The organism is Nostoc sp., from assembly GCF_035638895.1.
Lineage (GTDB): Bacteria > Cyanobacteriota > Cyanobacteriia > Cyanobacteriales > Nostocaceae > Nostoc.
Genome location: NZ_DASQZC010000249.1, coordinates 1 through 19,662, shown reverse-complemented (window position 1 = coordinate 19,662; position 19,662 = coordinate 1). Strand labels below are relative to the sequence as shown.

Genomic DNA, 19,662 nt, shown 5'->3' with positions numbered 1-19,662 from the left:
TAGTTATTATTTTCTCCTGCGATCGTGCCAGAAACATGAGTGCCATGACCATTGTTATCTAGGGTGTTGTTGTTTTTATCAGAGAAGTTCCAGCCGTAATTATCATCAATATAGCCATTGCTATCATCATCAATACCGTTACCTGCAACTTCCTTGGTATTCGTCCAGATATTATTTTTTAAATCCTCGTGATTATAGTCAACCCCAGTATCTATAACAGCAACAACAATGCCTTTACCTGTGTATCCCTGTGCCCACACTTCCGGTGCTTTAACAAGGTCTGCTCCCCAATTATTGCCGCCAAGATCAGGAACATCAGCAAAGGTATTCTGACCAATACCTCTAGCCACTGCTGCTGCTCCATTAATCAAGCCATAGCCATTTGTGGAGTTATAATTTTGAGTGCTAAAAGTATTAGAGTCACCATTATTTAGCAACTGCACATCAGCATCGGCTGAGTTATAGCTACTACTTCTGCTGAAGTTTAGGCTGTGGCTATTTTTTAGATTAAAGCTATCTAATGAGGAAATTGAAGTGACATTTAGCTGTTGATTTGACAACACATTGTTATTAACATCATCAATCAGCATAAGTATTTTCTCTCAAAGATAGTAATTGTTTTTTGACAGGTTGAAGCTTTAAAATCTTTACAAGAAGATAGATTTTAATGTGGGAATAAGCCTCATTGTCAATAATTACTATGAAATTTCATAAGAAAATGCTAATTTTATTACCAAAAAACCTTATGGCAAGTGTGGTTTTTATTAAGAGTAAATTTATCAATTGAATCTTAAATATCAATACAGTTCAATTAAGCTTTATTTTCTCCCCCTGCTTCCTCTGCCTCCCCTGCTCCCCCTGCCTGCCTTAACAGATAAATTTCCTTAACTGAACCGTATTGTCTTAAATATTTGAGGTGTATTAATGGAGACTAACGCAATGAGAATAAAACGTTATGACTGTTACTACTTTTAAAACTGCTGCGATCGCTGTCTGTAAAATTATTTACACCACTCAGCCTGGAGCAAAAGTAATTATTAAAATCATCAAAATTAAAATGGCGAATGGAGTTATGCTCCATTCGCCAAAAACTATACTTAAGCCGCTTTTCAAACGTTTATCTTTTATGTAGCCACAAGCTTTAAGTTAGTTAAATATTTGCTTGCTGCCGTTGATATAGTGACCAATACAAACCCTTTTGTTGCAACAATTGTGAGTGAGTACCACGTTCGGCAATCACGCCTTGCTCCAATACCAAAATCAAATCAGCACGTTTGAGAGGGGCAAAGCGGTGAGCAATTAAAAACACGGTACGATTCGCAGAAATTTTTTGCAGGTTTTGCAGTACTTGTTGTTCAGTTTCACTATCCAAAGCACTGGTAGCTTCATCCAAAACTAAAATCGGCGCTTGGGAAAGAAATAGCCTTGCGAGGGCAATACGTTGTCTCTGTCCACCAGATAAAGCGGTACCGCGTTCACCCACATTGGTTTCGTAACCGTAGGGTAATTGACTGATGAAGTCGTGGGCTACTGCTAATCTTGCCGCCTCTACTACTTGCTCTGCGGTAATGTCGGGACTACCGAGAGTGATATTTTCCAAAATAGTACCGTTGAATAAAAAGTCTTCTTGGAGAACTACACTAACTTGTTGCCGCAGTGAGGCTAAATCGGCACTTTTTATATCAAAACCATCAATAAGAATGCGTCCTGATTCAATTTGATAGAGGCGTTGCAATAGCTTAGACAGAGTACTTTTACCAGAACCGCTACGTCCGACAATGCCAACAAATTGTCCTGGTTCGGCATTGAAAGATATTCCCCGCAGAATTGCTTCAAAGTTCGGCCGGTAGCGGAAAAATACTTGCTCGAAGGTGACTTGTCCTTTGAGAGGTGGTAAAACTAGACCAGTTCCCAGTTCAGCTTCTGGGGAGACGTTGAGAATATCACCAATGCGATCTACAGAAAGTAGCACTTGTTGGAGGGTTTGCCACAACTGTACTAAGCGCAAAAGTGGGCCTGTGACTCTACCAGACAGCATTTGAAAGGCAACTAGTTGTCCGATTGTAAGCTTTTGTTCTATGACTAATTTTGCGCCAAACCAGAGAATCAGTATAGTAGACAAATTGGTGAGGAAGTCACCAATATTGCTGCTGATATTGGAGGTAGTAGAAGCTTTAAAACCTGTGCGAATAAAGCGAGCAAATAAGCCTTCCCAGCGATCGCGGGCTACTGGTTCGGCTGCATGGGCTTTAACAGAGTGAATTCCGGTGATTGTCTCTACTAGAAAGGATTGACTATCGGCACTCCGGTTAAAGGTTTCGTTGAGCCAGTTACGCAGAATTGGTGTTGCAACTATCGTTAAAGTCGCAAATAGCGGCAGTACTGCTAAGGCCACAAAAGTGAGTGGGATATTATAGTAAAACATCAATGCTAGGTACACCACAGCAAAGATGCTATCCAAAATCACAGTTAATGCTGTACCTGTGAGAAACTGACGTATTTGTTCGAGTTCCTGGACTCGTGCTACTGTGTCTCCAACGCGCCGCGACTCAAAATAAGCTAATGGCAGTCGCATCAAATGGCGAAATAGCTGTGCTGATAAACTCAAATCCAGACGACGAGCTGTATGGGTAAAGATGAATAGGCGCAGAATGCCAAGTATGGACTCAAATATGGCTACAAACAAAAGTGCGATCGCCATTACATCGAGAGTCGGCAAACTCTCCTGCACCATCACTTTATCAATAACGACTTGCGTAATTAGTGGTGTTGTTAACCCCAAAAGCTGCAAGGTAAAAGATGCTAACAATACTTCTGTGAGCAATCCCTTATACTTCCAAACTGCTGGGGTAAACCAACTGAGGTTAAATTTTTCTTGCTGGGATATAAGTTCTACTTGCCACAATCGCCCATCCCAAGACGCTTCAACTATCGACTGCGGTAAGCTTTCACAAATGCGATCGGGATTTAGAGGGTTAGCGATAATCAAGCGATCGCCTTTAACTCCATAAGCTACCACCCAAGATGGACTCTGGGGCGAGTCAGAATTCCACAGCAGTAAAGCTGGAAATGATAACTGTCGCAACTCACCCCAACTTACTTGTAACCGCCGCAACACTAACCCTAACTTTTCTCCTGCTTCCACAACCTGTTTTGGGCGTTGTCCTCTGAGTTGGCGCTGCACCCACTCCAGTTGCACAGAATTTTCTAACTGTTGCGCCACCATTGTTAAACAGGCAGCAGCAGTGTTCCAGCTAGCAACGAAAGGATAATTTGAGATGATCAGATTGGCAGCCGGAAGTCCTCTTTGGGGTTGGAGGCTGTGGGGGCTAGAAGTTCCCTCTGAGGCTGGCGCTAATGAAGGAGTGGAAGAAAAGGAAAATGTGTCTTTCTCTCTCTCCACATTCACTGGTAAAACTTGCCAGAATTCCTGAATTTGTGGGTTAGAAAATTCTGCCCATAGCGCTGTATGCCAACACACTACTACTACTTCTTTACTAGCAGCTACAGCTTTAAGATCCCCAGATAGCTTTTGGAAATCACCAAACCAATCCCCCACATCTAGGGCGGCTATTGGTTTACCAACCCCCTCTTCTCGTAAGCGGACTTTTCCAGCCACAATTAAGAATTGGTAACCACCAACATCGTTTGACCAGATTTTCTCTCCAAGACGATACTGACGAGTTTGGGACTCATTTTCCAATCGGGATTGTTGTTCGGGAGTCAGCCAACATAACGGTGGCTGATTCCAAGGCAAAGAAGCTAGCACTTTTAATCGTAAAGATTCATTATCCAGAATATTTAACTCACTTGTAATTTGACTGTCAGTTTTTGAATTTTCTCTGCTAGCCATTTCTCAAACAACTCATTTTGTAGTGCTTGGTTTAGTTGAGTATCTTCTAAAGACGCTGGCAGAAATTGTTCTACTCGAAACAAACCATAAGGTCCTTCTCCTTGGGGAGAGTCTTTGCCAACGATTTCTATTGGGCCGATCAATTGTCCGGGACTAGCCACATCAATAGCTGCCCGTAATATATCCGGCATACTTCCTCGGCTGACTATTCCCATCATCCCGTTCACAATTCGGTCATCTGAAAGGGAATACTCTTTAGCTAGTTGCTCAAAACTACCTCCTTCTTCAATTTGAGTTTGTAGTTCGTCTGCCAATTCTCGATTATCAACAACGATCCGAGAAAGTACCACCCGATCCAAAAAGATTTTGCGTTCTATAAAATATTCTTGGAGTTTTGCTTGGGTCACTACAGCTTTTAGCTTTTCTAACTTGTAACCAAAAGCCACCGATGTGTGAAAGGTAGCGTAATCTGTGTTGTTGGCTTTTAACCATTCTTGAAAACTTTGGGGGTCAATCAGTTGATTTTTTAGCCTAAAGTCAATAATTGCCTGTTCAGTTATTGCTGTACCAATCTCAATATCGTCTCTTGTTCGGATTTCTTCTTCAATTACGTACTGGCGGAGAATATCTCCAATGAACTGTCCCAATTTTCCAGAGGCTTGCAGGTACTTTACTGCTTCCTCAATAGAAATTATTTTGTCATTGATTGTCAAAAATGATAAAGATTCCATGAAATAACTATGTGAAAATGGTTAAGCACTCATAAGACTTTTAAATTAAATCATATAAAAAGTATTTGGTCATTGATGATTAAATATGATGAAGATTTTATAAACTAATTACATCTAAATGGTCAAAAAATTATACAACTAGTAAATAAAATAATTTTCCATAATTAGTTTTACGGTCTAGTGGAGACAGAACAGGATTTAAAATATCAGTTATAAGCCAAAATATGTTGTGTAACCAAATCTTTATAAATTCAGCGAGAGCATTGAAGTTACATAAAAGCAGGACTGGAGCCGCTTACCCTTTGGGTGACGCTCCGAAGACAGTTAGTCGCTTATGGGGGAAACCCTTGCGCTCTAGCCTCTCGTTTTGGAGAAAAACTTCGCTAACTCAATACAAGCTAATCGTTCTGGAAATATGATGATTAGTTTAGATAGGCGAAAATAAAGTAAAACATATTAAGAATTGTTTATTGTCAGTTACTTACATAACCAAAGTTGTAGCAACTGAAGGCGGAACCTTAATAAGTAATCCTTTATTCTCACCTGTCTACTTAATTATACTTATCCATGTCCAGGCGAGTAGCACAGCCGCGATCGCACCGATTAATGTATTAACAATGTTTACGACCTCATTAGTCAGCCAAGTATACTTAGATTGCAATGTTGCTCCAATCACACTTTCTAAGTTAGTGGCAATAAATGCTGCAAGTACACACCAAGCTACTCCTAATAGATCAATTAAACCAACTCCCCAACCAACAAATGCGATCGCTACAGAAGCCACAATCCCAGCTAAAGTCCCTTCCAAGCTTATCGCTCCTTCTGTACCGCGAGGCACTGGTTTGAGTGTAGTAATTAGAAAGGTGCTTTTACCATAGGCTTTACCGACTTCACTAGCAGTAGTGTCAGCTAGCTTGGTACTGAAACTCGCTACATAGGCTAACAATAATAGGGACTGGGGATTGGGGATTAAAGATTGGGAACTAGGCACAAATCCTGAATTTATTATCCCTACTCCCAATGCACACAGCGCCCCAGTCAAAGCTGAACCCCAAACATTTTCTGGGCCTCTTGCCCCAGAACGCTTTTCGGCAATTCCTTCAGCCTCCTTCTGCGCCATTCCGATGCGGGTAACGCCAGAACCAACGAGAAAATAGAACATTACTACTGCATATCCTTGCCAGCCTAGAGTTACCCAAATTAGGATGGCCAGAAACCAGGCGTGGAATAATCCAGCAGGGGTAAGCAGCTTTTTCGGAGCAATCCAAGCTAAACCCAATAGAATTGTGTTTAATCCTATCGCCACCAACCAGGGATTAACAGAATCAATTAAAGATGACATCAGCAATTAATCAATGAGTAATTTTGTCTGAATATCAACAGAATAACTAATTTGTTACCCCTAGCGCTTAATTTATGGTACCTCCGCAGCTAAAGTAATATATTTGTATTATTAACTAAATTTCGTAGACATCACCCTGAAACCTGAGTGTAAAACAACAAACAATGTCCTAGATATACACTGTAATATTGACTAAAGAACGTGGATTAAACAAAATGCAAAACTTCTGTTTAGTTGAGTGGACTCTTCGAGTGCGTAACATACTCAAAACAATTTCTAGGCTGAAGTGGTACTCAGTCCCCAATCTTATTCATAAGGATAAAGGATATAAGTTAATGCCAATTAAAACTGTGTTTAAGTTGACCACAATCAAGATTTAACAGCATAAATTATAGATAGCATCAACTACTAGTCTTTTCCACACAAGCTATGAGCCAAACTTTATTCCATCTTGCTTTCCCTGTAACTGACATTGCCCAAACAAAAGCATATTACGTGGATGGCTTGGGCTGCATTTCTGGCCGTGAAAACCATCACGCCCTGATTCTAAATCTCTACGGTCATCAATTAGTGGCTCACGTCACCAAAGAACCCTTGACACCGCAACACAGTATATATCCTAGACACTTTGGGCTAATTTTTACCCAAGAACGTGACTGGCAAGACTTACTAGAAAGGGCACAACAACAACAGCTACTTTTTCGTGAGGAAACCAAAAACCGCTTTGTTGGCTCTCCTCTTGAGCATCGCACTTTCTTTTTAGAAGATCCTTTTTATAACCTTATGGAGTTCAAGTATTATCGTCACCCAGAGGCGATTTTTGAGAGTTACGAGCATACGCAAATTGGGGATAGGACTTGAGAAATTCGTAATTCGTAATTCGTAATTCGTAATTCGTAATGACGCTCCTACGGACGCTCGTTCCTCGCTAACATAATTCGTAATTAAAGATGAATAAATCCAGGGTGGCAAGCATTCTACTTACTGACTGGATGCTTTTTTAAGTAAGGGCAGCATAATATCCTCTACTAAAGCTGCTTTAACTACTGCTAAACTCCTGGGGTCTGTTAGCATCCAAGGGTGTAGAGCAACTGGTACTATGACTTCGCTTCCTACGGACATTTGTGAACTATTCGCTGGGACAATCATCAAATCATAAGGTGTCCAGATAGATGTAAAGTTTAGCTGTTTTAACATCTCAGCATCAGAATTTAAATCCTTAAGAAAAATGCTGTCAGGGCGCATTTGCACGCAACCAGGACGCCAGGAACCATAAGCAACCACAGTTCCATTATGGGGCGAAGAAATTGTGATAAACCTCTGTACGCGGTTAATTCCTCCCAATCGCTGGACATAGTAACGGCTGACAATTCCTCCCATGCTGAAGCCTACTAAATCCAGACATTGTTCTGGTGCAAAAGTGGCTGTAACATAATCTGCTACTTGTTTTGCCAACTTATCAAGACCTACATTACCATTGTTAGGTACGAGATCCAGGGAATATACAGACCAACCCTGTAGTTTTAACTGAGCCGCCATTTTATGGAAAACTGCCTCTGTGTCGTCAATCCCATGTATTAACAAAACGGGATTGCGTTGTTGATTTTTAATGTTCATTGACAAAATCTGGCTGAATTAAGGGGTATATTTCACTTTTGTAGGTACATACTGCTCTACAAACTGAAGCTGTTGCTTTTCGGAGTCTTTAAAATACATTTTTGCAAAACTGAAATGCTCCCAAAGATACTTCGTATAAAATTTAACTTATAGCCAGCGCTATTTGACAATAGGCTATTACACTCCTCCCACTGGTTGAAAGTAAAGCGCTTGCTTTTCTCCAATCAGTAATTTCAAATAAATAAATATTAATTTTTGTAAAGCCAGGTTTCAGAATCTTGCTCTTAGTTACAGTAAAATTTAATAATTAGTTCTCGGTGTATACAGGTCGCAAGTGCTTGCAAAAGAACATTTGCCCTATAGTTTTACTACAATGTTGATTAAGCACAAACCTATAAGGGTTGTCATCACAATGAGGTGACACGAAGTAGAAAATGTAACATTTTGTCGTAATTATTAACAATTACGGTTGAGTTTCAAATATAAAAGGTAAAAGGCAGGAGTAATTGTAATGGATTTTATCAAAAAGTTAATTTCAGGTATTTTGGATTTCGTTACCGGACTGTTACGAGGAAAGAAGAAAAGCAACGGCTATTTCTTGGAATTGGACGAAGCCAAAGATGCTGCTAAAGATGCTGCTCAAGAAGTAGCATCAAACGCAAAGAAAGTAGCAGAGACAGTTGTATCGAATGTTAAGAAAGTAACGGCACCAGAAGCGCCAGAAGCATCCAAGCCAGCTTTATTGAACGGAACAAAAACCGCCGCAGCTAAGGGTAAGGAAAAATCAGTAGCTAAGGGTAAGGAAAAATCAGCTAAAAATCCCAAACCACCTGATGTTACGCTTGTCCAGACTGCTGAGGGTCTTAAAGTTGAACCTGGCAAAAATGCAAAAGCCGCAGCAGCCAAAGTCCTCAAAGAGGAGCCAAAAGAAACTACCTTTGCGCCTAAATATCTTGCTCCTTCGGCTACTAGCTCTAATGGCCGTCGCCGTCCAGGGGCAAATATGAGCGCTTATCTAGACATGGCACGTCAGGTTAAAACCCCTGGTTAAATCAAAGAGACGCGAAATTTCGCGTCTCTTTCGTGTCTATCTACTACCGATGAATTAAGTGTGAATACGCAATATTAAGACAAGTTTACCAGTTGTAGATAGGGGAACTCTCCAAAGTAGGAGCGATCGCTTAATTTTCTCCAGTACAACTGCATTTTTTAGGGTTGGTTAGATAGTTTATTTGTATAACGAATTGGCATCTTTAACAAATACCAATCCACTATATAAATGAAAAGCTGAGTCCCAATTAGTCTCTTCTCTACGCAACAAATCAATGTGAGACTTGATATAACTCAGCATTTCTGTTTGATCTAATGTTGTATCTGCAAAAGATGTGAAATCTGACCAGATTTGAACTTGAGGCAGTTGCTGGTTAATCCAACTCGATAAACTATTCCAATTAATTCTGATTGTATTTTGGCTAGCTTCGGGAATAATTTCTAAACCTTGTTGAAATTCATAACCGTTATCATAAAGTCGGAGAATGCAACGTCTACCAGGTATGTGTAAATCACAAAACTGGGCATAGTCTTGTGTTTGAGTTTTCCGTTCTAGTTTACCGCGCACATCACGATCTACTACTTCCTCAAAAATGGGCAACAGTCCCACTACTCTTGCTGTAACTTCTGACCAATCAAAGGTGAGAGAACCTAGTTGATTTGTCTCATTACGGCAAACAACAGTAGCTTGTGGAGTAGATTCTTGGAAATATTTGACTTGATAAACTTGAATTTGCTGAATTTGAGCTATTGTTGCCCAAAAGCAAGGAATGCCAGCCTGCTGTAACTGTTTCCCGTAAAATTTTAGTTCTCCTACTTGGCCAGTGCGGTAGAATCTCCAGCCACGACTTGGTAGTAACAGCCGTGCAGTGTAGGGGTCTAGCTGCATAATTTGGGCAAATTTTCGAGAAGCTTCTGTTTTGAGTTCGTTACTGAGTGGCTCTAAAACTAGTACGCCAAGTTCGGTGTTATTCGCTTCGGCTGTTGCTTGGGAAATAGCTCTTTGTCTTTCTTCTAGTTCGATTTCTTGTAGCCGTTGCAAACCTTGACGTGCGAGCGTCACTATTCTACTATTCCTCGTATCTTGCAGCAGTTGCCGATAAACTTTTTCCGCATCCTGGGGCTTTCCAGATACTTCATGCAGTCGACCGAGATAAAATTGTACCCAAGGATGTTCTGGCGATTCTACTAGCAGCTGTTTGAGTAATTTAGCAGCTGTTTGATAATCTTTATGCTCAAAGGCGATCGCAACTTGCTCAATCATGTTTCAATCCACTGGATCAATGTCTCGCGCAAAATCATTTTTGCGTGAGCTATAAATCATTTATACTTCACAACTTGCGGTAATCAAGGATAATGCTACTACTGGGGCTGTAACTGCTCTGAGGATGCGGCGACCAAGGGAAACAGGTTGAAATCCAAATGCGATCGCATTCTCGATTTCTTGTGTTGTCCATCCTCCCTCTGGGCCAGTAGCAATGACAATCTCCTCAGAGATGCTATTCAGCACTTTGTTTAAATGGGGATACTCTCCACGAGCCTCGCAAATGTAACGGTGACTTATCTGATTAGCCGTGACAGCAGTATTAAAAGTAACAGGCTCTAAAATTGTTGGTACGAATGAGCGCTCTGATTGCTCGGCGGCTTCCGCAGCGATGCGCCGCCAGCGTTCGAGCTTTTGAGGACTAGGATGAAGCAAGGTGCGATCGCTCAATACTGGTGCAATACAAGCTACTCCCAATTCTGTACAACACCGTACTACTTCATCAAATCCATTGCCTTTGGGCAACGCTACCATCAGCGTAATTGATACAGGTAATTCAGTTTCTACCAAAAGCGCTTCTAAAACCCGTGCTTGTTCCCCTGCTAGCTGCGCCAACCACCATTTTCCTTTACCATCCATTGCAATAAAGCGATCGCCTTCACGCAAGCGCAACACACGCCCCAAATAATGTTGCTGTTCTTTGGTGAGCAAAATTTGCTCTTGTTGGAATTGGGAAGGTGCGATCGCAATTCTTTGCAGTTGAGACATTTTTCTTAATAAATTATTGCCCTGCTGTAGATATCTGTTGTCTAACCCAGGTACGGAAAGCACGAGTTGCTGTTATTTGTCCAACTTTCTTGCTTTCTTGGATAAATCGGGGAATCTCCGTCACCAGCACAGGCGCAAAAGTTGGAGTGCGATCGCTTTGCGAGTATTGCCCATTATTAAGGGCGTAGATTCTCAAGACATTTCCGTTATATCGCCAGAATTCTGGGACTCCCATTGAAGCGTAAAGAGCTAACTTGTCTATTTTGGATCTGGAATATTCCACTTCCAGTACTATATCTGGTGGTGGATCTGTATTTAGGTCAATACTTTCTTTGTTGCGGACTAACAATTCATTTTGGATATAGTAACTACTGTCCGGCTCGCCTCCTCGTTCCAAATCATCCCGCGTCATAGTCAACGAGCCAGCACTTTTAACTTCTAAACCAAATTCTTCACACAGCACAAGAACAAAACCTTCGATGAGACGGTTTGAGTTCTCATGCGGCATTAGCGGAGTCATAATTTCTACTATTCCGTTGTCATAAGCTAGCCTTTTATTTCGCTCAGATCCCATATCTGCCAGCATAGCTTTGAATGTTTGCCAGCTGATGTTTTGCAGCACATCCCTAGTTTCTGCAAATTTTGCTGTCGTAACCATATTTCAGTTTTCCTGTGGATGTGTCACCGAAGAGAGCACGGGAGGCGGGGGAAGAAGAGAAGCAGGGGGAGAAAAAAATACCTCCAAATAAAGTTTGCGCTCCTCTGCGCCCCTACCCTACGGGAAGGCGTACCCCTACGTACGCGTAGCGTCTCGTAGAGAAGTGCCTATGCGTTTAAACTTAAACCCTCAATTGGCCACGAATTTACGAAACTGTGTACTAAGTGACTTACGCAAGAGACACAGATGGATTTATCTGTGTCTCTCTTTGATTTCTATTATCTTCAATTTTTCGGCTTACGAAAGATTCTGGAAGTAAGTCTCTAGCGCTTCAGTCACTAACTGAGTCATGGGTTTACCTTGGCTTTCTGCTACTTCCTTCAACTTGCTATAAACCTCTTCTTTCAAATTCACCCGATGGCGCGATTTGTTTGCAGGATTAGCGCTGTTAGGATCGTAGCTAGCAGCAAACTCGCGGATGGCATCAAAACCAACGCGATCGCAAAAATCACCAAAACTTTCCTTCGATTTCCGAGATTTTTTAAAGTAAACAAAAATCGGCTCTAAGAAGCTGTCTAAATCATTATGGTGCAGCTTCTCTGTATAAGGTTGTGCCAGTCGAGTCTGATTTGGCGAACCCCCTAACCATAATTGGTAAGATTCTGGAGCGCTACCGACAAAGCCCAATTCTGCTAAGTAGGGACGAGCGCAACCATTGGGGCATCCTGTCATCCTTACCACAAAATGCTCATTTTGTAAACCTATTTTATCTAAAAGGGCGCGAACGCGCTCCAAAATTCCCGGTATTGCTCGTTCTGATTCGGTGATTGCCAAGCCACAAGTGGGCAAAGCCGGACAAGCCATTGCATACCGCACTAAAGGTTCGATTTTAGTAGGGTCGTCTACGACACCGTAACGGCTGAGAATGTCTTGAATAGCTTGCTTGCTATCTGGTTCTATATCGTAAAAAATCAGGTTGTGGTTGGCACTCAAACGAATGGACAACTTGAACTGCTCGACAATTTCCCGCAAAGCGGTTTTTAGTTGAAACGAACCTTCATCCTTGATTCGACCATTGTCAATGGAAATTCCTAAGAATAGTTTGCCATCACCTTGTTCATTCCAGCCGAGGAAGTCGTAATATTTAAACTCTGGCAGTGGTTTGAAGGCTTCAATTGATTTACCGAAATATTCTTCAACTTGGGCACGGAATTTATCTAAGCCCCAATCGTTAATTAAATATTTTAATCTGGCATGACGACGATCGGTGCGATCGCCATAGTCTCTCTGGGTAGCAACAATCGCTTTCACAATGTCATAAACGTCATCTTTCGCCACATAACCGATGGGGTCTGCTAACCTAGCAAAAGTTTCTTCTTTACCGTGAGTTCTACCTAGACCACCACCAGCAAAAATATTAAATCCTTCTAATTGCTTCTTTTTATTGGTAATCACTACCAACGTCAGGTCTTGAGAATACAAATCAATCGAATTATCCCCTGGCACTGTCACGCAAATTTTAAACTTGCGAGGCATATAGTACGTGCCATAAATCGGTTCTTCGTTGTCATGGATAATTGTGCCATTTCCATTGCGCTGTCGCGCTGCCTTCACCTCTGGGGCTTCTTCAGCACTAATTGCCTTTTCCCCATCTAACCAAATTTCGTAATAAGCACCTGTTTGCGCTGTCAGCAAGTCAGCAATATTCTGGGCATACTCCCAAGCATACTGATACTCTGGGCGATTCTTAAAGGGGGCTGGTGGTGCCATCACATTTCGATTAATGTCACCGCAAGCTCCCAAAGTTGAACCCAGGTTATTGACAATTGTGGCAATTGCTGATTTAAGATTCTTCTTTAAAATTCCGTGCAGTTGGAAACCTTGACGGGTAGTTGCTCGTAACGTCTGGTTGCCATACTCATCAGCTATTTTATCTAAAGCCAGATACAGCTGCGGCGGTACTAAACCACCCGGATTTTTTGTCCGTAGCATAAACTGGTAATCTTTTTCCTGTCCCTTGGTGCGATTGTCGCGGTTATCCTGTTGGTAAGAACCGTGATACTTCAAAAGCTGCACCGCATTTTCAGTAAAATGGGTAGTGTCTTGAAGGATTTCAGTTGCTATAGGTTCACGCAAAAAATTACTATTTTCTTTGATTCCTTCTACTTTGGAAGGCTTACGGGTTGCGATGGGGGAAGGAGCAGATTTAACCATTAGACTTGTATAGTATTCTCAATAAAGCATTACGTAGACGCCGAATCAGCACCCTTCGGCTATTTTATCCCCGGTAATCCGGCCGGAATAATGAGGAATAATTTAATTTTACCACGGCAAAAGCAGGCTTTGTCAGTGATGTAACACTTAACAAAACCAGCTTTTTGAAGTAGTGAGTTTTAAGTGCTGTTAGCGGTAGCGGGGCGTTTAGCCCGTCCTGAGTACTTAAGTAAAGTATAAACTGACTGAGGACTCAATAATCTTTTATTTGAAGCGATAGCCAAAACCGCCGTTGATGCTAACAGCAGGAGTATCGCTATTTTGGTAGGCACCAAGCCCGACTTTGGCGTTAGTGTAGACGAGGAAATTGTTAGCAACTTCTGATTCAACACCAGCACCTACCACTATTGAATCTTTATTACCTATAGGAGTTGGTGAACCATCTTTCTCTACAAAAGAATAACCACCAGTTAAATAGGCATTAGTTTTATTAGCGATAGGCACATCCACAGAAAGTTCTGGGATAATAGCACTTGTCTTATCACTCCAAAGGACATTACCGCGTGCAGAAAATGGTGTAGTTCCTAATTTCACGCGACCTGTGACATTACCACCAAATGTTGCATCATCGTTGATACCTTGCCCGCCACTGGTAACACCACCTGCAACACCAGCACCAACATAGCTAGCATCAGTACCTTTTTTGGTTTCAGCAGAAGCTTGACTAGCTGATAGAACAAGAGGAGCAATTATTAAAGAAGATAATACAGAAATTGTCATGAGAGACTTGAGTAAACGCTTCATATCTTTTACCAAATTTTGTATTTTTTACTTGTATATTCCAAGTCGAAAATTGTATGAAAATGTTCCAAATATTTACCAGACTTTATTGAATGAATGTTGCTATTGATGCTTGACGTTTACAGGTTAACTACCCGAAAAATCAGAAATAAGCTGTTATAATTACATTCAATGTCTTTTCATCTGGGTTCTTTGTTCCAAAAATAGACGCTTTTAAAACTGGCACAATATTTGGAACTAAAAATAAGTCGGAAAATGGTAAATAAAATACCCAATTAACAATTTTTACCGAGCTTTTCACAGATGATGAAAAGTAGGCTGTAGCATCCGTTGCAACAAGCTATAGAGGGAATCTATAAAGTTAATTTTGAGCAATTCTTGTGGAGATTGAATAATGCTAACCGCTACAAAAACGTTGTCTGGTTTGATGGGTTTATGTGTCGGTGATGCGTTGGGTGTGCCGGTGGAGTTTACTAGCCGCGCTGAACGAGTCAAATCTCCAGTGACAACGATGCAGGGTTATGGCACATGGAATCAACCACCAGGAACTTGGTCGGATGATAGTTCATTAAGCTTTTGCTTGACAGAATGCCTTTGTAGGGGGTATTCATTGAATGCCATAGCCAATTCCTTCTGGCGCTGGTACAAGGAGGCTTACTGGACTCCCCGTGGCGATGTCTTTGATATTGGTGAAACTACCCACACAGCAATTATGCGCCTTAAACAGGGAGTTGTTCCCCATCAGGCGGGTGGTAAGGTTGAGAATAGTAATGGCAATGGTTCTCTGATGAGAATCTTACCGATGGCTTATTGTCACAGAAAGTTAACTTTAGGCGAATTGCTGGCGCGGGTGCATGATGTTTCGGCGATTACTCATGGCCATGCGCGATCGCAAATGGCCTGTGGCATTTATATTAGTATTGCAGTGGCGCTCTTAGAAGGGGCTAACCCCCAAACCGCTTATCTACAAGGATTGCAAGATATCCAAACAATTTATTCTGTCCGAGAATTTTTGTTAGAGAAGCCGCATTTTGGCAGAGTTTTCAGTGGTGAGATTGCCAAGGTACCAGTGGAAGAGATTAATTCTGGTGGCTATGTGATTGATACCTTAGAATCATCCCTGTGGTGTTTGTTAAATAGTTCGTCTTATTCTGAAGCGGTGTTGAAAGCTGTTAATTTAGGCGGAGATACCGATACTACCGCCGCCGTCACCGGTGGGTTAGCGGGAATTTACTACGGCGTGGAAAATATTCCCAAACAATGGATGAACCAAATTGCTCGTAGACAAGACATTATTTACTTGGCAGAGCGTTTTGCAAGGGCCGTTTACAGCTAGTAGTCTGTCAAGCGAAGTTTGAAGAGTAAAGAAGGGAACCGCGAAGTACGCTAAGGAAGAAGGAAAGAAGAGAAATTGAAGAATTTATCTATTTGTCAAAGTTGATGTGACAGACTATTAGTTTGTAATTTTAAATTATACGAAGAGTGAGGAGTTAGGATTTTCATAACTCCTCACTCTTTACTTTTAACTTGCTGAGAAATCCACTGTAAGTAGGCTTGAGAACCAGCAACAATTGGTAAAGCAATAATTTCTGGCACTTCATAGGAGTGCAATTCCTTAATTTTGGCCTCCATTGCCGGAAATTGCGCCAAATCAGTTTTAATCAGTAATTGCCATTCTTGCTCTTTATGCAGTTCTCCTTGCCAGGTGTAAATTGAGTGGATTGGTAACAGACTTACACAAGCAGCGAGTTTAGCTTCCACAAGGGCATTTGCAATTGCTTCTGCCTCTTGTATGTTGCCAGCTGTCACCAATACCACACCATAGCCAGCCGGTGTCTCCATGACCTCTAAACTGTCGTAGATAAGGAGTAGACCTGACCATCAATTAGCAGTCGGGTGATGCCCTTAGCTTGCAAATGAGTCCGAGCCTTATGCAGCATTTTACTATCAGGAACTTTAATCACGCGATCGCGCTTCGTAGAAAAACGCTTGGCGACGCGATGATTATCAAATACCGGCAGAGTTCTTTGCTGGGTTTCCAGGCTAGGAATTTGCCCCAAATCACCAAAGTCTTTGAGAGGACGGGTAATTAATTCCGAAGAACGGTCAATGACCAAATAGCAAGTTTTTGGCAAATTAGCTATCGACAGAGGTAAAACTTGAACTGATGCTTCACCTGGTCTACGTTTTGTGACTAAAGGTCTTTCCTCATCCAGGTCATCATCATCAAAATCTTCTTCCTCAAAATCGTCATCTTCTAAATCATCATCTTCTAAATCGTCCAAATCCTCCGATTCGTCGAGCAAATCTTCACCCAGCATCTGCGCGATGACAGCCGCTCCTGGATGTTCATTCTTTAGTGGTGGGATAGGAATACTGACTATTTCCGGCGGCTTTGGCTCTGGAGTTTCTAATTTCTCTGGGACTCGGAGCTTTGGTTTTTCCGTCGCCGAGGGGCGTCGCCGCACCCGTCTACTAGCAGCGAGTGACTCCGCCGTTTCCTCTGAGTAAAGCTCCTGCTCTACATGAATTACCCGACGTGGTAGTGGCTCAACCTTTGGTACTTCCACAGGGTGGCTCTCGATGGGTGGAACCTCTATCTCCGGCTCTGGTTGAGTCAGCAGAGGTAACTGCTCGTAACTTACCTGCGCCCTACCCTCAGGAGTTCTCGCAGCCCGCTTTAAGGAGACTAAGTATTCATACTCATCTTCTGGCAAAGTGCTTTTGAGCAGGCGACTAATTGTCGAATTACTCACACCATAGCGGTCTGCCAAAGTTGAGGTTGTTTCGGCAGTCTCTCGATATAACTTAAGAATTTCTTGCTTGTCAGAATCTGTTAATTTTCTCACGGTAGATACCAAAAATCTTTACTAAGCTCGTTTTCGTCCACTGGTACGCCGCGTTCGTCTTAGTGATGCGTCATATTCTAAGACAGCGCCCATGCCAAATAACACTCCACTAAATACCCAAAACACTTCTAATATCTCTCCACTTTGATAATTGGGGCCTTGGGCATATTTAAACCACATATCTGCAATGTAAAGCGAAAAGGCCGCGGCTGCAATCATTCGCCAAGACTGGGAAACTCTTCCCCCCCAAAAGGCTAGTAGCAGAGTGGTAGCAATAATTAACAGAACCACATCGCTAACTACGTAAAACCAATTCAAAATAGCGACTAACAGTTCTGAGGGTGTTTCCTGTTGCATAGAAATCCACCATGCCAACAAACTACCGAACACAGCAATTGCTAACACAATTAGCCACTGCCATTTTTCCAGATTAATTCGCCTGGAAGCCACAGCTAAAATCATGCCTGCGCCAAGTAATAGATAACTAACTACAAAAAATATATCGCCTACAGACACATCCGGTTCATCTTTTAAAACTATTTCCGTATAGCCGAAAATTATCCCCCCGACGAAATAGGAAAGCATACCTAAGCCAATCAAGAGCCAAACATTTCGACCACTGACGATTTGTGGACTCAGCCAGTTCCTCAAGCATAAGATACCGGCAGCCAAATAAGCTAAAGCTTCAAAAATATTTGTGCCAATCACATACCACTCGGCTCGGCTTTCTATGCCATCTGCTCCGGGAACTTTGGCACTAAACAACAAAAAGTATAGCAGTGCCAGTACGGCCCAGCCAATATTAGCTAAGACAATGTTCTGAGTGGTGAAAATAGATTTAGAAAGGAACGAATTCTCGTAAGAGTTATTCATAAGACTTGACTATGTAGATGCTCTCTGGCAGTATTTTGAGTTAAAGGACTGTATATCTAGCAATGTGTCTGCTAACTAATGCACAATCAGACACCAAAAGCAAGTGCCATTGGTAATAATTTTGTTACTGCCATAGTTTACACAGTGGGGATTGATTTAGCCAACTGAGAAACAGCGATCGCTCGGCTTCTGGCATATCTTCTAGCTTATAAATCACTTGTTTGGTAAAATTAGCATTGCCAAAATAGCCCTTTCCTAATCGATGCAGTTCTTGTAACAAGATCACTACATGATTTTCTTGCCAATCAGGTATTTTGGCTGTTGGTAATGGATTAGTAGATACCAAATATTTAACTGCTTCAAGGGTTGATGCTTGGGGAAATTGTTTCTGCTTGAACACCTCCGCAATATCTTTTTCAAATAATGCAGCTTGCCTAGCACCTAAAAACTCTTCAATGTCGATAGAAACACCCTGCAAGAGCAAAATACTGGCTTGGATTAAAATCGCCGTTTTGCCATGACCACCTGTGTCACTATCCAGTTGCTCTAAACGGATTTTACCCCAAACACTAAACCGTTCGGGTTCTTCTAGTAAAACACAGGCTTTACCTCGGTTATCCGTTAATTCTCTCCATAAGGCTCTAGCTTCTTCTTCTTGACTAGCTTTGAAAACACTAATCAAGCGAAAAGTCTGCCCTTGATAACTGAGAATCGGCACCTGCTGATCCTTTTTTGGGTGCTGAATGCTTGATATTTCAACATCCTGCCGTTTGAGAATAAACATGGCACTAGCAAATAACTCCTCACAGGGGCACTCTTAATATGGAATATATAATGGCATTTGGCAGTATCGGCAAGGCTGAAATTACCTAGCATACTGTGGAAATGAGCCTAGCGATCGCCAGTTCTTTCCCGAAGGTAGCCGCCCATAGGAAGGTGGCGTTAACAGGCAAATAACCCTTTGACAACTCAATATATCTAAACCAATACTCCATCTGTTTCGTTTTCGGTGTAGATTAACTAACTAGCGACTTGCATCTTAGCCTTGCTAATAGTAAATCTGCAATTTTCGATTGCTTCTTGTTACGTGAAGACGATATAATAGTGTAGGTGACTCCTCCAGGAGCCATTATTTTGTTTTGGGCGCGTAGCTCAGTGGATAGAGCCACGGATTTCTAATCCGTTGGTCGCAGGTTCGAACCCTGCCGCGCTCGTTTTAACTTAATACGAACCTTAAAGAAGCCTTTTTATGGTAATTTATAAAATAGGCTTGAGAGTTCATATAAATGCATCACACAAAAGATAAGGGTGATCTAGCAGCTGCTAAAGTGATAGCAGATTTAGTCGAGAAAGAATATTCGGTTTTTGTACCAGTAGTAACTGAACATGCACCCTTTGATTTGATTGCCTACAAAGATGGCAAATGTTACAGAATTCAAGCTAAATACAGTTGTGATGGCACACTGAAAAATAAAAGCAATTGGGCAGACAAGAATGGTTGTCATGAGAAAAAGTACAAATCTGATGACTTTGATTTCTATGGTCTTTATTTGCCAGATATAAACAAAGTAGTATATCCATCAATCAAGTTTGGCGGTTGCGGTATCAGGACAACGCCGCCTAAATCACCCAATCCTTTTTA

General features: G+C 41.7%; 20 protein-coding genes and 1 tRNA gene. 6 read left to right on the top strand and 15 right to left on the bottom strand.

The features are described from left to right. A partial coding sequence (locus VE944_RS12140; RefSeq protein ID WP_324977195.1) for a S8 family serine peptidase occupies positions 1-590 on the bottom strand: 590 nt, incomplete at its 3' end. A gap of 365 nt (positions 591-955) precedes the next feature. Here VE944_RS12140 and VE944_RS12135 point away from each other — a divergent pair. Beyond that, positions 956-1,132: a hypothetical protein gene (locus tag VE944_RS12135; protein WP_324977192.1), complete on the top strand. Its 177-nt coding sequence runs from the start codon at positions 956-958 to the stop codon at positions 1,130-1,132. An 18-nt stretch (positions 1,133-1,150) separates the two neighbouring features. Here the strand turns inward: VE944_RS12135 and VE944_RS12130 are convergent, their stop codons facing one another. The 3 genes from VE944_RS12130 to VE944_RS12120 form a co-directional block, all read right to left on the bottom strand. Continuing rightward, positions 1,151-3,853 carry a type I secretion system permease/ATPase gene (locus tag VE944_RS12130; RefSeq protein WP_324977190.1) on the bottom strand — a complete coding sequence of 901 codons (2,703 nt, stop codon included), beginning with the start codon at positions 3,851-3,853 and terminating at the stop codon, positions 1,151-1,153. Then, a complete protein-coding gene (locus tag VE944_RS12125) occupies positions 3,802-4,584 on the bottom strand; it encodes a peptidylprolyl isomerase (RefSeq protein WP_324977187.1) in 783 nt (260 codons plus the stop codon). Before VE944_RS12125 ends, VE944_RS12130 begins: the two co-directional genes overlap by 52 nt. A 547-nt stretch (positions 4,585-5,131) precedes the next feature. Further along, the gene (locus VE944_RS12120) at positions 5,132-5,926 is read right to left on the bottom strand and encodes a TIGR00297 family protein (protein ID WP_324977184.1); all 795 of its coding nucleotides are present in this window, start codon (positions 5,924-5,926) and stop codon (positions 5,132-5,134) included. Positions 5,927-6,355: 429 nt separating this feature from the next. On the opposite strand from VE944_RS12120, the gene VE944_RS12115 reads away from it, so the two are divergent. After that, a complete protein-coding gene (locus VE944_RS12115; RefSeq protein ID WP_324977181.1) occupies positions 6,356-6,787 on the top strand; it encodes a VOC family protein in 432 nt (143 codons plus the stop codon). A gap of 120 nt (positions 6,788-6,907) precedes the next feature. On the opposite strand, the gene VE944_RS12110 is transcribed toward VE944_RS12115, so the two are convergent. Beyond that, entirely contained in the window at positions 6,908-7,543 is a 636-nt protein-coding gene (locus VE944_RS12110) for an esterase/lipase family protein (protein WP_324977179.1), read from the bottom strand. 511 nt (positions 7,544-8,054) lie between these two features. Between VE944_RS12110 and VE944_RS12105 the strand changes: the two genes are divergently transcribed. Next, positions 8,055-8,594 carry a hypothetical protein gene (locus tag VE944_RS12105; protein ID WP_324977176.1) on the top strand — a complete coding sequence of 180 codons (540 nt, stop codon included), beginning with the start codon at positions 8,055-8,057 and terminating at the stop codon, positions 8,592-8,594. Between the two features lie 177 nt (positions 8,595-8,771). Here the strand turns inward: VE944_RS12105 and VE944_RS12100 are convergent, their stop codons facing one another. The 5 genes from VE944_RS12100 to VE944_RS12080 all read right to left on the bottom strand — a co-directional run bounded on the left by VE944_RS12100 (position 8,772) and on the right by VE944_RS12080 (position 14,301). Continuing rightward, positions 8,772-9,857: a tetratricopeptide repeat protein gene (locus VE944_RS12100; RefSeq protein WP_324977173.1), complete on the bottom strand. Its 1,086-nt coding sequence runs from the start codon at positions 9,855-9,857 to the stop codon at positions 8,772-8,774. 60 nt (positions 9,858-9,917) lie between these two features. After that, the gene (locus VE944_RS12095; protein ID WP_324977170.1) at positions 9,918-10,625 is read right to left on the bottom strand and encodes a 16S rRNA (uracil(1498)-N(3))-methyltransferase; all 708 of its coding nucleotides are present in this window, start codon (positions 10,623-10,625) and stop codon (positions 9,918-9,920) included. 13 nt (positions 10,626-10,638) lie between these two features. Next, on the bottom strand, positions 10,639-11,283 hold the full coding sequence (locus VE944_RS12090) for a Uma2 family endonuclease (protein ID WP_324977167.1): 645 nt from the start codon (positions 11,281-11,283) through the stop codon (positions 10,639-10,641). A gap of 297 nt (positions 11,284-11,580) precedes the next feature. Beyond that, on the bottom strand, positions 11,581-13,497 hold the full coding sequence (gene sir / locus VE944_RS12085) for a sulfite reductase, ferredoxin dependent (RefSeq protein WP_324977164.1): 1,917 nt from the start codon (positions 13,495-13,497) through the stop codon (positions 11,581-11,583). Positions 13,498-13,761: 264 nt separating this feature from the next. After that, positions 13,762-14,301 carry a hypothetical protein gene (locus VE944_RS12080; RefSeq protein WP_324977161.1) on the bottom strand — a complete coding sequence of 180 codons (540 nt, stop codon included), beginning with the start codon at positions 14,299-14,301 and terminating at the stop codon, positions 13,762-13,764. A gap of 391 nt (positions 14,302-14,692) precedes the next feature. Between VE944_RS12080 and VE944_RS12075 the strand changes: the two genes are divergently transcribed. Continuing rightward, positions 14,693-15,634 (top strand): ADP-ribosylglycohydrolase family protein, encoded by a 942-nt coding sequence (locus tag VE944_RS12075; protein WP_324977159.1) that lies wholly within the window; start codon positions 14,693-14,695, stop codon positions 15,632-15,634. A 173-nt stretch (positions 15,635-15,807) separates the two neighbouring features. Here VE944_RS12075 and cutA read toward each other — a convergent pair whose 3' ends face one another. From cutA to VE944_RS12050, 5 genes are all read right to left on the bottom strand, one after another. Beyond that, entirely contained in the window at positions 15,808-16,140 is a 333-nt protein-coding gene (gene cutA, locus VE944_RS12070) for a divalent-cation tolerance protein CutA (protein WP_324977157.1), read from the bottom strand. A 5-nt stretch (positions 16,141-16,145) separates the two neighbouring features. Then, positions 16,146-17,147 (bottom strand): transposase, encoded by a 1,002-nt coding sequence (locus VE944_RS12065; RefSeq protein WP_324977154.1) that lies wholly within the window; start codon positions 17,145-17,147, stop codon positions 16,146-16,148. Positions 17,148-17,168: 21 nt separating this feature from the next. Further along, positions 17,169-18,020: a hypothetical protein gene (locus VE944_RS12060; RefSeq protein WP_324977150.1), complete on the bottom strand. Its 852-nt coding sequence runs from the start codon at positions 18,018-18,020 to the stop codon at positions 17,169-17,171. Positions 18,021-18,144: 124 nt separating this feature from the next. After that, on the bottom strand, positions 18,145-18,804 hold the full coding sequence (locus tag VE944_RS12055) for an Npun_F0813 family protein (RefSeq protein WP_324977147.1): 660 nt from the start codon (positions 18,802-18,804) through the stop codon (positions 18,145-18,147). Between the two features lie 85 nt (positions 18,805-18,889). Next, complete coding sequence (locus VE944_RS12050; protein ID WP_324977144.1) at positions 18,890-19,015, bottom strand: hypothetical protein; 126 nt, start codon at positions 19,013-19,015, stop codon at positions 18,890-18,892. Between the two features lie 146 nt (positions 19,016-19,161). On the opposite strand from VE944_RS12050, the gene VE944_RS12045 reads away from it, so the two are divergent. Beyond that, positions 19,162-19,234: transfer RNA gene (locus tag VE944_RS12045), tRNA-Arg, on the top strand. A gap of 72 nt (positions 19,235-19,306) precedes the next feature. Beyond that, positions 19,307-19,662, top strand: a 356-nt coding sequence (locus VE944_RS12040) for a group I intron-associated PD-(D/E)XK endonuclease (RefSeq protein WP_324977141.1), incomplete at its 3' end; no start/stop codon positions are given.